Here is a 13648-nt window from a genome sequence, read left to right as displayed (position 1 = left end):
CAAGCTGCCGCAGCGTAGCGCCAAACGTTATTTCTTCAAGCTCGCTTCAATCAGCAGGTCGGCGTTGCGGGCGACCGCTTGCGCCGGGCCGCCGAGCCCGAACAGCTGGCCACTGATATAGGCGCCTTCGATCAGCAGCAGCAGGCCGTCGCCGAGCGTGTCAGGGTCTTGCGCGCCCATCGCAACCGCCATGGCGCGCAGGCGGCGGCGCAATTCCTGCTTGTTGGCCTCGCTGACCACACGGGCCGGATGGCTGTGGTCGGGATATTCGACCGCCGCGTTGGTCATGCCGCAGCCGCGATAGTCCGCCACTTGCGTGCGCTTGCCGATGCGGGTCAGGAAAGCCTTGATCTGTGCGCGCGGGTCGCCGGGATGAGCGGCAACCGCCTCGTCGAAACGCTCCCAATATTCAAGATCGTACTGCCTGAGATAGGAGGCGGCCAGTTCATCCTTGGACGGAAAGCTGCGATAGAGGCTGGGCTTGGTGACACCGGCGCGTTTGACGATCTCGTCGACGCCGATCGCTCTGATGCCGCGCCGGTAGAACAGGTCATAGGCCACATCGAGGATCTTTTTGGCGGCTTTCGGCGGCGCCGATGCATGATCGTCGCTGATGGTCAGATCAATATTTTTGTCCGTTGGCATCGTGTGGCTCGATTGACAATGTTACCGATCGGTACGTATACATGCTCCCAACCTGCAACGTACCGGTCAGTAACATGATAGCTCAATCCCGCCCATTTGGCCAGCGCTACGCTTTCGTCGTGGTCGGCGTCATCTTCCTTAGCCTGCTGGTCGCGGCCGGCCTGCGGTCCGCGCCCGCCGTCATGATGCTGCCGCTGGAGAACAGTTTCGGCTGGCGGCGCGACATCATCTCGCTGGCCGCCGGTGTCGGCATCCTGCTTTACGGCCTGACAGGGCCATTTGCCGCAGCCCTGATGGAGCGCATCGGGCTTCGCCGCACGCTGCTGGCCTCGCTGGTGGTGATGTCGGGCTCGACCGCGCTCAGCCTGCTGATGACCAAGCCGTGGCATCTGTTCATCACCTGGGGCGTGTTCTCGGGCATTGGTTCCGGTGCTGTCGCCAGCGTGCTCGGCGCGACCATCGTCAACCGGTGGTTCAAGACCAATCGCGGGCTTGTCATGGGATTGATGTCGGCCTCCAGCGCCTCGGGCATGCTGGTGTTCCTGCCGCTGATCGCCGCGCTGGCGCAGTCGGGCGGCTGGCAGCCGGTTGTCATTGCGGTCGCGATCGCGACCGCTGCCCTGATACCGCTGGTCTGGCTGCTGGTGCCGGAGCGGCCGGCATCGATCGGCATGGTGCGCTACGGCGCCGAGGCTGACGACGTGCCGCCCACTCCGCCTGCGTCACAGGGCAATTTTCTGGCGCATACGTTCTCGACGCTGCGCCGTGCCGCCGGCACGCGGGTGTTCTGGTATCTGTTCGCCACCTTCTTCGTCTGCGGCTTCACCACCAACGGGCTGGTCGGCACGCATCTGATCGCGTTCTGCGGCGACATGGGCATCGGCGAAGTGCAGGCCGCCGGCCTGCTGTCGATGATGGGCATCTTCGACCTGATCGGCACGACGTTGTCGGGCTGGCTCACCGACCGCTACGATCCGCGCAAGCTGCTCGGCGTCTATTACGGCATTCGTGGCCTGTCGCTGATCTATCTGCCGTATTCCGGCTTCTCGGCGACCAGCCTGATCATCTTCGCTGTGCTCTACGGCCTCGACTGGATCGCCACCGTGCCGCCGACGCTGCGGCTCGCCAACGAGGCGTTCGGCGACCGCAGCGGGCCGATCGTGTTCGGCTGGATCGTCGCCGGGCACCAGATCGGTGCGGCCGCTGCCGCCGCCTTTGGCGGCACCATGCGCGAATTGCAGGGCAATTACGAACTGGCGTTCCTGATCGCCGGCATGACGGCAATCGCCGCCGCCTGTATCTCGCTGCTGATCAACACCAGCAAGCCGGCGTTCGATCCGGAGCCGCAAGCGGCTTAGGCGCGACGCTAATCTCCCCCCGAGAGGGGGAGATGGCCGCGAAGCGGCCAGAGGGGGGTTGGTCCGACTGGGCTCGGCCTCTTGCGATAGAAGGAGGTTAGCGCTCCACGCGCGGCGACCCCCTCTGTCCCCTTTGGCGACATCTCCCCCTCGAGGGGGGAGATTACCCTGTTCATTGTTATCAAACCTTCATCATCCCGAGATGCGCCTGAAACATTGACGCTGGATTTTGGTGGCACCGTTCAAGCCATCCAGGAGACAGCCGTGAACAAGCTTTCGATGACCCGCCGTGCTTTCGTCACTTCCGCCGGTGCCGTTGGCCTGGCCGGCGTTTCCGGCCTGGCGCTACCCTATTATTCGCGCGCCAATCAGCGGCCTTCCTTCACCCATGGCGTCCAGTCGGGAGATGTCGACGCCACCAGCGGCATGGTGTGGACGCGCACCGACCGACCGTCGCGCGTCATGTTCGAAGTGTCGTCGACGGAGAATTTCGCCAATGCGACACGCCTGGCGCCGCTCGATACGTCGCCGGCCAGCGATTACACGGTCAAGCGGCTGCTCACCGACCTCGCTTCCGATCAGGATATCTTCTATCGGATGACGGCAGCCGATCTCGCCGACATCAACGCCGTTTCGGAGCCGATCACCGGGCGCTTCAGGACGGCGCCGGCCTCGAAGCGCGACATCCGCTTTGCCTGGTCGGGCGACACCGCCGGCCAAGGCTGGGGCATCGACGAGACCGGCATGAAGACCTACGCCACGATCGGCAAGCACACGCCCGACTTCTTTCTGCATTCAGGCGACACCATTTATGCCGACGGCGCCATGAAGGACGAGGTCGACCTGCCCGGCGGCGGCAAGTGGAAGAACGTCGTGCTGATCGACGGCAAGCGTAAGGTCGCCGAGACGCTGGACGAATACCGGGACCAGTGGAAATACAACATGATGGACAGGAACGTGCTCGGCCTCAGCGCCATCTGCCCAACCTTCTACCAATGGGACGACCATGAAGTGCTGAACAACTGGTCGGATTCCAAGGATCTCAGCGCCGACAACCGCTACACGGAAAAATCCATCCACGTGCTGGCGGCCCGCGCGGCGCGGGCTTTCCACGAGATGACGACGATCCGCTACGAACCTTCCGAGCCCGGCCGCGTCTATCGCAAGATCGCTTATGGGCCGCTGCTCGACGTGTTCTTCCTCGACATGCGCTCCTATCGCGGCCCCAATGGTCCCGACATGCAGGATGAGATGACGCCGCAATCGCGCATGCTCGGCGAACAGCAGACGAAATGGCTGAAGCGGGAGCTGGCAAATTCGAAGGCGACCTGGAAAATCATTGCAGCCGACATGCCGCTCGGCCTCGTCGTCTGGGACGACGGTACCAAGAAGGTTGGCGCCGAAGCGGTCAGCAATGGCGACAATGGCTTGCCAAAAGGGCGCGAGCTCGAGATCGCCGACCTGCTGCGCTTCATAAAGAATGCCGGCATCAGCAACACCGTCTGGCTCACCGCAGATGTGCATTACACGGCTGCGCATTATTACAACCCGGACAAGGCACAGTTCCAGGAGTTCAATCCGTTCTGGGAATTCGTCTCGGGTCCGATCCATGCCGGCACGTTCGGTCCCAACGATTTCGACATGACGTTCGGTCCGGAGCTGAAGTTCATCAAGGCGCCGACCGCCGAACAGGGACAGAACCTGCCGCCCTCGGCCGGGCTGCAATTCTTCGGGCTCGTCGATATTTCAGGCGCCAGCGAGCAGATGACGGTGCGGCTGATGGATCGCGACGACAACGAACTCTACAAGGTGACGCTCGACCCGGTGCGGTCGGCGTAAGCGCGCTTCTCAACCCTCCCCCTTGTGGGGAAGGTCGGCGGCGGCTTCGCAAAGCGAAGCTGGCGAGACGGGGCGGGGGGTGAAGCGCTGACTAGTCCGGGTAGCAGACCATGGGGATATTCGGCCAGACGGCGCTGTCGCAGTTGGCGGCGTCCTGGCGCTGCTTGAAGGCGGCGCTGACCGGGCCGGTCACCATCGGGTCGACGCCGTCTGGTGCGTCGGCGAAAATCTGCTCGGCCGACTGTGCCTCTGACGGCAAGGCAGGCCGTGATTCCTTCATCGTCGCGGCTGACTGTGCGGCGTTGGCCGCCAGCAGGACGGCGAAGGCAACAGACGCGATGAGCGGCCAGAATCGGTTGAGTTTATCGGTCATGACGTTTGAACTGCCCGGGCCCCAAAGGGTTCCCGCCTTGGTTAACAAAATCATCTCACACGCAGATGCTTAAGATTTGATGAGTATTTGGTGACGCTCCTCCTCTTTCGCAACTGCGAAAAACCCTGTATGAGCCGCGCAACCGAAAGAGGCAGCGCCTTTTGGCCTGCTGCCTGCAACGCTTCCGAGACCAGAACATGAAAATCCGTAATATCGCGATCATCGCGCACGTCGACCATGGAAAGACCACCCTGGTCGACCAGCTTTTGAAGCAGTCCGGCTCCTTCCGAGACAATCAGCGCGTCGCCGAGCGCGCCATGGATTCCAACGACCTCGAAAAGGAACGCGGCATCACCATCCTGGCCAAGGCGACTTCGGTCGACTGGAAGGATACCCGCATCAACATCGTCGACACCCCCGGCCACGCCGATTTCGGTGGCGAGGTCGAACGCATCCTGTCGATGGTGGACTCAGCCATCGTGCTGGTCGACGCAGCCGAAGGGCCGATGCCGCAAACCAAGTTCGTCGTCGGCAAGGCGCTCAAGGTCGGCCTGAAGCCGATCGTCGTCATCAACAAGATCGACCGTCCGGACGCCCGTCACGTCGAGGTGGTCAACGAGGTGTTCGACCTTTTCGCGGCGCTCGACGCCACCGACGAGCAGCTCGACTTCCCGATTCTGTACGGTTCAGGCCGCGATGGCTGGGTTTCGGAAAATCCGGAAGGACCCAAGGACCAGCAGCTGGGACCGCTGTTCGACCTCGTCATCAAGCATGTGCCGGAGCCGACCGTTCATCCCGGCCCGTTCCGCATGATCGGCACCATCCTGGAAGCCAATCCGTTCCTCGGCCGCATCATCACCGGCCGTATCGAGAGCGGCACGCTGAAGGCCAACCAGCCGGTCAAGGTGCTGCATCATGACGGTACCCAGATCGAAACCGGCCGTATTTCGAAGATCCTGGCCTTCCGCGGCCTCGAGCGCCAGCCGATCGAAGAAGCGCAGGCGGGCGACATCGTCGCCATTGCCGGCCTGTCGAAGGGCACCGTCGCCGACACGTTCTGCGACCCGAGCGTGAGCGAACCGCTGCATGCGCAGCCGATCGATCCGCCCACCGTGACGATGTCGTTCCTGGTCAATGACAGTCCGCTGGCCGGCACCGAAGGCGACAAGGTGACCAGCCGCGTCATCCGCGACCGCCTGCTGCGCGAAGCCGAAGGCAATGTCGCGCTGAAGATCGAGGAATCGCCCGACAAGGATTCGTTCTTCGTCTCCGGCCGCGGCGAATTGCAGCTGGCCGTGCTGATCGAGACGATGCGCCGCGAAGGCTTTGAAATCGCCGTGTCGCGTCCGCGCGTCGTCATGCAGAAGGGCGAGAACGGCGAATTGCTGGAGCCGGTCGAAGAAGTCGTCATCGACGTCGACGAGGAGCATGCCGGCGTCGTCGTGCAGAAGATGTCCGAGCGCAAGGCCGAGATGGTCGAACTGCGCCCGTCCGGCGGCAACCGCCAACGCATCGTCTTCCACGCGCCGACCCGTGGCCTGATCGGCTACCAGTCGGAGCTTTTGACCGACACGCGCGGCACCGCCGTGATGAACCGGCTCTTCCATGCCTATGAGCCCTACAAGGGCGAGCTGCCGGGCCGCACCAATGGCGTGCTGATTTCCAACGAACAGGGCGAATCGGTCGCCTACGCGATGTGGAACCTGGAAGATCGCGGCCCGATGGTCATCGATCCGGGCGTCAAGGTATATCAGGGCATGATCATCGGCATCCATAGCCGCGACAATGATCTTGAAGTGAACGTGCTCAAGGGCAAGAAGCTGACCAACATCCGTGCCGCCGGCAAGGACGAGGCGGTCAAGCTGACGCCGCCGATCCGCATGACGCTGGAACGCGCCCTGGCCTGGATTCAGGACGATGAACTGGTCGAAGTGACGCCGAAGACCATTCGACTGCGCAAGCTCTATCTCGATCCGAACGAGCGCAAGCGGTTCGAGAAGTCGTCCAAGGTGGTCGGCGCGGCGTAAGCTCTCTATTTCCCAACAATCGAGAGGGGCGGAGCAACCAGTGTTCCGCCCCTTTTTCGTTCATCCACCGGCAGCCGAGATGATGGCCTGCCGATCGGCCTCGCCGGCCAGATCGATGCGGACCGCGATTCCCGCGCGGGCCGGCTTGCGCAGGGCCTTTGCGCCATCCGGGTCAACGATGAGCAGCCGCGTCTCCTCCAGCGCCTGAAGCCGTGATCGCGAGATGCCGAGTTCGCCGGCGAGCAGCCGGTCGAGTCGCAGCGATGTCGGCATTTCCAGCCCAAGCTGGATCTCCAACACGGGCGCGGCTTCCCCGGTGTCGCCGAGCCTGCGCTTGTGAATGCTGACATCGGAGAACTCCTCGACGCGCCCGATCCGGTTGCGCAACGCGATTACATCGAAGGCATGACGGTGAGCGAGTGCAGAATCGTTGCGTTCGAGCGCCGCCAGCAGCGCCGGGTCGATGTCGCGGCGGTTGCAGCGCTCGAAAATGCCGAAATTCCAGGAGTTGTCGCAGTCGATGCAGCGATAGATCAGCCACACGTCGATGCGTTTGCCGTTGGCGTTGACGCGGAATTTCCCGCTGCTGCAATAGGCCTTCACAGTGCCGCCACGATTGCAGCTGATGAGCGGCCGAGGTGGGGTTTGGGGTGCGATCGTCCAATGGATACGCTGAAGTCCAGACATGCCGATAAGCCCTTCCCGTCGGGAAGTTCATCAGGCCGGCGATGTCGAGATGCCCATGCGGGCGCGGCGTGGCGGTCGCTTGCTATGATCGGAAATCGGATGTCACGGGCGGCAGCGCGCAACAACGGTTCAGCAGTGCCAAACCGGTCTCGAACCGCCGCCCAGAAGAACACATGAAAATGAAAACAGACACCGCGAATGCGGTGTCATGCAGTGTGTCGGGGGAGTTGACGAGACCGGCGGTTACGTAGGCAAAGTGACGCTCAAAATTGTTTCGCGGCGGCCTTTCTAGCCGCGAGATGCTGGACCGACAAGGGTCTTTTGTCGGTGCTACCGCAGCCGAGCCACTTGCGCTAATATCCGAAATCAAAGGTTTTCAACCAGAGACCCCGGTTATGCACGCCACCTCGCTCCTGATTTTCGCCGCCGCTCTGTTCGTTGCCGCCGGTTCGCCCGGTCCCTCGATCGCGGCGCTTGTCGCGCGCGTCATCTCGAAAGGGTTTCGCGACGTGTTTCCGTTCCTGCTCGCCATGTGGATCGGCGAGGGCATCTGGCTGTCGCTGGCGGTGTTCGGCCTGGCTGTCGTGGCGCAGACCTTCCATTTCGCCTTCGTCGTGGTGAAATGGGTCGGCGTCGCCTATCTCGCTTACCTCGCCTGGAAAATGTGGACCGCGCCTGTCGATGCAGAAGGGGGCGAGATGCCGCGCGAGGATTCTCCGGCAAAGCTGTTCTTCGCCGGCATGGCGGTGACGCTTGGCAATCCCAAGATCATGATGTTCTACCTGGCGCTGCTGCCGACCATCATCGACCTCGCTTCGGTCAGCATCGTCGGCTGGGTCGAGCTGACGGCGACCATGGCCGTGGTGCTGGTCGCCATCGATCTCGCCTGGGTGCTCGCCGCATCACAGGCGCGCAAGCTTTTGAAGAGCAAACGCGCCATGAAGATCGCCAACCGCGTCAGCGCGACGACGATGGCCGGCGCCGCGGCGGCGATCGCTGCTCGGTGACGTTCCCTCGCCCCGCTTACGGGGAGAGGGTGTCCCGAAGGGTCGGGTGAGGGGCAGCGCAAAGTTGGCCCTCGATTCACAGACGTTGGTGCCCCTCGCCTGCCTGCCGGCATCTTCTCCCCGTAAAAAGGGGAGAAGAAAGCAAATTCACCGTGCCATGGCGTGGTATTCGTCGTTCGGGCGCATGTCGATTGCCGCGGCCACGCGGTTCGACATGTTGAAGAAGGCAGCGGTCGAGGCGATGTCCCAGATGTCGCGATCGGTGAAGCCGGCCTGACGCAGCGCGGCCCGGTCTCCCTCGACGATCTTGGCCGGCTCTTGCGTCAGCTTGACGGTGAATTCGAGCATTGCCACCTGCCTGGGCGAAAGATCGGCGGCGCGGAAATTCATCACCATCATTTCGCCGAGCGGCGGGTCGCCGGAGAGCTGGCGCACCGCCGCGCCATGCGCGGTCAGGCAATAGTAGCAATGATTGATCGAGGAGACGGCGACCGCGATCATCTCGCGTTCCAGCTTGGTCAGCCCGGACTCACCCAGCATCAAATCGTTGTACATGTCGGTGAAGGCGCGCAGCTTTCTGTCGTCGAAGGCATAGGCCCTGAGCACGTTGGGGACGAGGCCGAGCTTCTCCTCGCATTTGGCGAAATAGGTTTTTGTCGCCTCGCTCAGCTCTCCCTGGCCAAGATCAAGCGCGCTGATTTTGCCGGTCATGGGTCATTTCTCCTCGTTGCGCGGCATCTTGTCGCCAAATTCCGATAATTCTTGGCAAGCCGTCAAACCTTTGTCGCCAAACAGCGGTCATCTGCTACCATAATCGTAAAAGCATTCGACGGGAGGGACGTGCGTCATGGCCAGCGTGAAATCCGCGAGCAAGCCGAAGAAAAAAGCCACGGCAGCGATTAAAGCGGAGGAAAGGCCGGCCAGGCTTGCAGACTATCTGCTCGCCCGCGCGCCAGCTGAAGACATAGCTCCCTACGATGTGGCCGACCTGGAGCGGGCTGCCGATCTCGCCGGCCAGGCAGTCGCCACTCACAGGAAAGGCGAGTGCGTCGTCGCCGTCGATGCCGATTCGGGCGTTGTGCGAGACGGCCGCCCGATGACGGTTGTCACAGTCGTCAACGACAACATGCCGTTCCTGTTCGATTCCATCCTCGGCGAGATCACCGAGACATCGGGCGAACCGACCCTGGTCACCCATCCGGTTATCGTGGTGCGCCACGGCAAGGGCGGCGTGGAAGAAATCCTCGGCGACGGCAATTTCGCCAAGGACGATGGCAGCCACGACCGGCTTAGCGTCATCCATGTCCACATCCCGCGGCTGACATCCGAGCAGGCGAGCGGATTGAGCGAGCGGCTGCGCAAGATCCTTGGCCAGGTTCATGCCGCCGTTCACGACTGGAGGCCGATGCTGGCCCGCCTCGATCAGGCGATCTCGGAATTCCGCTATACGGCCGTGCCGCTCGACAAGAAGAGCGTTGCCGAGGCCCTCGCCTTCCTGGAGTGGCTGCGCGACGACAATTTCACCTTCCTTGGCATGCGCGAGTTCAAATACACCGGCGGCGAAGAAAGCGGTACGCTGGAGCGCGCTGAAAAGCCCGGCCTCGGCATCCTGTCCGACCCCGACGTGCTGGTGCTCAGGCGCGGCACCGAAGCGGTGACGACGACGCCGGAGATCCGCGCCTTCCTGCATGGGCCGGAGCCGCTGATCGTCACCAAGGCCAATGCCAAGTCTTCCGTGCACCGCCGCATCTATCTCGACTATATCGGCGTCAAGACCTACACCGCCAAGGGCACGCTCGCGGGCGAATTGCGCATCGTCGGTCTGTTCACCTCGACCGCCTACACGCGCTCGGTGATGAAGATCCCGTATCTCAGGTCCAAGGCCGAAACCATCATCGCCAAGTCCGGCTTCGACCGGCACGATCACTCCGGCAAGGCGCTGATCAACGTGCTGGAAAGCTATCCGCGCGACGAATTGTTCCAGGTGCCGGTGCCGGTCCTGAGGAAGCACGCCGCTGCCATTCTGGGCCTAGTCGAGCGGCCACGCGTGCGGGCGCTGGTGCGCGCCGACCAGTTCGACCGTTTCGTCTCGATCCTCGTCTTCGTGCCGCGCGACCGTTACGACAGCGTGGTGCGCGAGAAGATCGGCTCGTATCTGAAGACCGTATTCGAAGGCCGGCTGTCGGCCTATTACCCGGCCTTCCCCGAGGGCGGGCTGGCGCGCGTGCACTTCATCATCGGCCGTTCCGGCGGCAAGACGCCGAAGGTCGAGCAAGCGACGATAGAGGCGGCGATCCGCGACATCGTGCGTACCTGGGAGGACGCCCTTTCCGATGCGGCCGAGGCCAGTGGCGGCGACCAGGCTTTGAAGGCGATTGCCGCGCGGCTGCCGGAAAGCTACCGCGATTCGTTCAGCGCGGCGGTGGCGCTGGCCGATGCCAGGCGCATTGCCAAGATCAGCGCCGGCAATCCGATCGCCATCGATTATTATCGTCATGCCGAGCAGAAACCGCATCAGGCGGCGCTGAAAATCTATCACCATGGCAGCCCGGTGGCGCTGTCGCGGCGGGTGCCGGTGCTGGAAAACATCGGCTTCCGCGTCATCAGCGAGCGCACCTTCGAGGTCGGCGACGAACAATCCGGCCTGGTCTTCATCCATGACATGGAGTTGGAGAACAGCTACGGCAAGCCGATCGACCTGACTGATGGCGGCGCGCTGTTCGAGGACGCTTTCCTCTCTGTCTGGCGAGGCGATGTCGACAATGACGGCTATAACGGCCTTGCCCAGACCGCCGGCTTGTGGTCAGGCGAGATCACGATCCTGCGCGCCTATGGCCGCTATCTGCAGCAGGTCGGCATCCCGCAAAGCCAGGATTTCATCGCCGCCGCGCTCAATCGCTATCCCGACATAGCGCGGGGCCTGCATGCGCTGTTCATCGCCCGGCTTGGCCCGACAGCCGAGACCGAAGGCGTGGTGGCCGCAAAGCACCTCAAGGCCAAGATCAAGGACGCGCTGGAGGATGTGCCGAACATCGATGACGACACCATCATCCGGCGCTATCTCAATCTGATCGAAGCCTCGCTGCGCACCAATCATTTCGTTTCCGATACGAAAGAGAAAGGCCAGTCGCTGGCGATCAAACTCGATTCGCACGCGGTCGAGGGTTTGCCGGCGCCGCGGCCGTGGCGAGAGATCTTCGTCTACGGTTCCGAGGTCGAAGGCCTGCATCTGCGCTTCGGTCCGGTGGCGCGCGGCGGCCTGCGCTGGTCCGACCGCGCCCAGGACTACCGCACCGAGGTGCTCGGCCTGGTCAAGGCACAGCAGGTCAAGAATGCCGTCATCGTGCCGGTTGGCGCCAAGGGCGGCTTCTATCCGAAGAAGCTGCCGATGAGCGCCGGTCGCGACGCGATCTTCGAGGCCGGCACCTCGGCCTACAAGAATTTCGTCTCCAGCCTGCTGTCGATCACCGACAATATCGGTCTCGACGGTGTCATCCCGCCGGCCGGCGTCATCAGACGCGACCCGGACGATCCGTATTTCGTCGTTGCCGCCGACAAGGGCACGGCGACCTTCTCCGACACCGCCAACGCGATCTCGGAGAAGCACGGCTTCTGGCTCGACGACGCCTTCGCCAGCGGCGGCTCGGCCGGCTATGACCACAAGAAGATGGGCATCACCGCCAAGGGCGCCTGGGAAGCGGTCAAGCGGCATTTCCGCGAGATCAACCGCGATATCCAGACCTCGTCCTTCAGCGTCGTCGGGGTTGGCGACATGTCGGGCGACGTGTTCGGCAACGGCATGCTTTTGTCGCCGAAAACCCGGCTGATCGCCGCCTTCGACCATCGCGACATCTTTATCGACCCCGATCCCGACATGGCAGCCTCGATGGCCGAGCGCGAGCGCATGTTCGCGCTGCCGCGTTCGAGCTGGCAGGACTACGACAAGACGAAACTGTCGGAAGGCGGCATCATCGTCTCGCGCAACCAGAAATCGATCACCTTGCCGGCAGCGGCCGCGGCGGCGATCGGCCTGGCAAAGACCACCGCCACGCCGGTCGAGATCATGACCGCCATCCTCAAGGCACCGGTCGATCTCCTGTGGTTCGGCGGCATCGGCACCTATTTGCGATCATCGACAGAGACCAATGCCGAGGTCGGCGACCGCGCCAACGATGCCATTCGCATCACCGCGCTCGATGTCCGGGCGAAAGTGATCGGCGAGGGCGCCAATCTCGGCCTCACGCAGCGGGCGCGCATCGAGTTCGGCCTGAATGGCGGCCGCTGCAATTCCGATGCCATCGACAATTCGGGCGGCGTCAACTGTTCCGACGTCGAGGTCAACATCAAGATCGCGCTGGCGTCCGCCATGCGCAAGGGGTCGTTGACGCGCCCGGCACGCAACAAGCTGCTCGCCGAGATGACCGACGAGGTCGGCTCGCTGGTGCTGTCCAACAACTACCAGCAGACGCTGGCGCTTTCGATCGCCCGCAAGCGCGGCCTCGCCGACATCGCGCATCAGAGCCGTTTCATGACGGCGCTGGAGGCGCGCGGCCTGCTTGACCGCACTGTGGAGACGCTGCCGTCCCCAGCATGGCTTGCCGAGCGCGAGGCGCGTGGCGAACCGCTGACCAGGGCCGAACTTGGCGTGCTGCTCGCCTATGCCAAGATCGTGCTGTTTTCCGACATCGTCGCCAGCGACGTGCCTGATGACGCGCATTTCGATCGCGATCTGATGGGCTATTTTCCCGACCGGATGGCGAAGAAATACGCCACTGAGGTCCATGGCCACCGGCTGCGCCGCGAGATCATCACGCGGGTCGTCGCCAACGATCTGGTCAATCGCGGCGGCCCATCCTTCGTCAACCGGCTGCAGGAAGCCACGGGGCGCACCGCCGCCGACGTGGTGCGGACCTTCGCCTTGGTGCGCGACGGTTTTGCGCTGCCGGCGCTCTATCGCGAGATCGATGCGCTCGACAACCAGATCGACGGCCAGGTGCAACTCGATCTCTATCAGATGGTCAGCCGGCTGATTTATGTGACCAGCGGCTGGTATCTGAAGAACGATGCCGGCACGGCACCCCTCGGCCAGCGCATCGCCGAACTGCAGGAAGCACGCAAGGCGCTGGAACCCAAGCTCGTTTCGCTGCTGCCGGCTTTCTCGCGCGAGCGCATCGAGGAGAAGCGGCACGGGCTGTTCAAGAGCGGCGCGCCGGAAGGGCTGGCCGGGCAACTGGCGCTCAGCGAGGTTGCGGAACTTATCCCCGACATCGCGCTGACGGCGCGCACCGCCGGCGCCGATATCGTCGCCGCGGCCAAGGCGTTCTTCGCCGTCAGCGATGCCTTCCGCATCCCGCGTGTCGAGGACGCCGCACGCTCGATCACGCCTTCGGACTACTATGATCAGCTTGCACTGTCGCGCGCCACCGACACGATCGGCGCGGCACGGCGCGGCATCGCGGTGGCGGCACTCACCGGCCACGCCAAGACGGCCGATCCGGTGGCGGCCTGGCTGGACGCCGGTGGCGAGCGGGTGGCGCGCATCCGCGAGCGGCTGCAGGCGCTGACCGAGGGCGGCGACATCACCGTGTCGCGGCTGTCGGTGGCGTCGGGGCTGATGAGCGATCTGACGGGGATGTGAACCGCCGATGATCACCACACGCATCACCGGATGCGTGTGGCTCTTTTCGAATGCCATCCGCTTCGAAACCGGCG

9 protein-coding genes are annotated in these 13648 nt (G+C 63.4%); 5 read left to right on the top strand and 4 right to left on the bottom strand.

Annotated elements, in window-relative coordinates:
• Window positions 1-27 precede the first annotated feature (27 nt).
• Window positions 28-645 (bottom strand): TetR/AcrR family transcriptional regulator, encoded by a 618-nt coding sequence (locus AC0L3E_RS09685; RefSeq protein ID WP_127267937.1) that lies wholly within the window; start codon window positions 643-645, stop codon window positions 28-30.
• A gap of 74 nt (window positions 646-719) precedes the next feature.
• On the opposite strand from AC0L3E_RS09685, the gene AC0L3E_RS09680 reads away from it, so the two are divergent.
• Together AC0L3E_RS09680 and AC0L3E_RS09675 are read left to right on the top strand one after the other, a co-directional pair.
• Window positions 720-2003 carry an MFS transporter gene (locus tag AC0L3E_RS09680; RefSeq protein ID WP_292695897.1) on the top strand — a complete coding sequence of 428 codons (1284 nt, stop codon included), beginning with the start codon at window positions 720-722 and terminating at the stop codon, window positions 2001-2003.
• Window positions 2004-2282: 279 nt separating this feature from the next.
• Window positions 2283-3842, top strand: coding sequence for an alkaline phosphatase D family protein (locus AC0L3E_RS09675; RefSeq protein WP_473604757.1), 1560 nt, complete (start codon window positions 2283-2285; stop codon window positions 3840-3842).
• A 91-nt stretch (window positions 3843-3933) separates the two neighbouring features.
• Here the strand turns inward: AC0L3E_RS09675 and AC0L3E_RS09670 are convergent, their stop codons facing one another.
• Window positions 3934-4215, bottom strand: a complete 282-nt coding sequence (locus AC0L3E_RS09670) for a hypothetical protein (RefSeq protein WP_245466367.1) — start codon at window positions 4213-4215, stop codon at window positions 3934-3936.
• A 197-nt stretch (window positions 4216-4412) separates the two neighbouring features.
• On the opposite strand from AC0L3E_RS09670, the gene typA reads away from it, so the two are divergent.
• Window positions 4413-6242 carry a translational GTPase TypA gene (gene typA, locus AC0L3E_RS09665; protein ID WP_023811726.1) on the top strand — a complete coding sequence of 610 codons (1830 nt, stop codon included), beginning with the start codon at window positions 4413-4415 and terminating at the stop codon, window positions 6240-6242.
• A 60-nt stretch (window positions 6243-6302) separates the two neighbouring features.
• On the opposite strand, the gene AC0L3E_RS09660 is transcribed toward typA, so the two are convergent.
• Window positions 6303-6929 carry a DUF1062 domain-containing protein gene (locus tag AC0L3E_RS09660; RefSeq protein ID WP_473604679.1) on the bottom strand — a complete coding sequence of 209 codons (627 nt, stop codon included), beginning with the start codon at window positions 6927-6929 and terminating at the stop codon, window positions 6303-6305.
• Between the two features lie 395 nt (window positions 6930-7324).
• Between AC0L3E_RS09660 and AC0L3E_RS09655 the strand changes: the two genes are divergently transcribed.
• Complete coding sequence (locus AC0L3E_RS09655; RefSeq protein ID WP_473604678.1) at window positions 7325-7936, top strand: LysE family translocator; 612 nt, start codon at window positions 7325-7327, stop codon at window positions 7934-7936.
• Between the two features lie 147 nt (window positions 7937-8083).
• On the opposite strand, the gene AC0L3E_RS09650 is transcribed toward AC0L3E_RS09655, so the two are convergent.
• Window positions 8084-8647 carry a peroxidase-related enzyme gene (locus tag AC0L3E_RS09650; RefSeq protein WP_473604677.1) on the bottom strand — a complete coding sequence of 188 codons (564 nt, stop codon included), beginning with the start codon at window positions 8645-8647 and terminating at the stop codon, window positions 8084-8086.
• 136 nt (window positions 8648-8783) lie between these two features.
• Here AC0L3E_RS09650 and AC0L3E_RS09645 point away from each other — a divergent pair, with 136 nt between their 5' ends.
• Window positions 8784-13574 carry an NAD-glutamate dehydrogenase gene (locus AC0L3E_RS09645; RefSeq protein WP_473604676.1) on the top strand — a complete coding sequence of 1597 codons (4791 nt, stop codon included), beginning with the start codon at window positions 8784-8786 and terminating at the stop codon, window positions 13572-13574.
• Window positions 13575-13648 lie beyond the last annotated feature (74 nt).

The organism is Mesorhizobium sp. WSM4822 (assembly GCF_055811155.1).
This window is presented reverse-complemented; position numbering and strand designations above follow the sequence as displayed.